General features: G+C 61.1%; 1 protein-coding gene. It reads right to left on the bottom strand.

What is annotated here, in order from left to right; translation table 11 throughout:
- On the bottom strand, nt 1-445 hold a 445-nt coding region (locus tag WFQ67_RS30225), incomplete at both ends, for a DUF6396 domain-containing protein (protein WP_337059008.1).

Here is a 445-nt window from a genome sequence, read left to right as displayed (position 1 = left end):
GGCCTTGCGCTCCTCCAGCCACTGGAGCTTGCCGTCCCAGGGCGGCAGCTTGGCAGGAGGCAGTGGGAGGATGTCGTTGATCTCGGGGACTTTGGGGGAGGCGTAGGAGTAGTCCGCAAGGATGCTCCAGATGGCTTTGTAGCGTTCGGCGCGTTCGAGGTCTTTATCCTGGCCCAAGTAGTTCAAGGTGTCTGTTGGGGCTGGCCCACGAAAGCCATCATCCAGATAACTTGCCGAGGTTTCATCCCCGGCAGCAACTCCTAACTGAAAAGCCTCAAGTGCTTCTCGAAATTGCTTGCGATACTTGAGGTCAACCCCCAAGTCCGTTGCGGCCTCGCCATGCCCTTGCTCCGCTGCGCAGCGACGCATCTGCCGGGCGATATCCGGGGCGATGTCGATAGGGGCCAACTTGTCCGCCACCAGGGCCTGGGCCAGGGCACTGCCT

Source organism: Pseudomonas sp. USHLN015 (assembly GCF_037153275.1).
GTDB classification, from domain to species: Bacteria; Pseudomonadota; Gammaproteobacteria; order Pseudomonadales; family Pseudomonadaceae; genus Metapseudomonas; species Metapseudomonas tohonis.
Note: the sequence above shows the minus strand (reverse complement) of the source record. Positions and strands in the feature narration are given on the sequence as shown.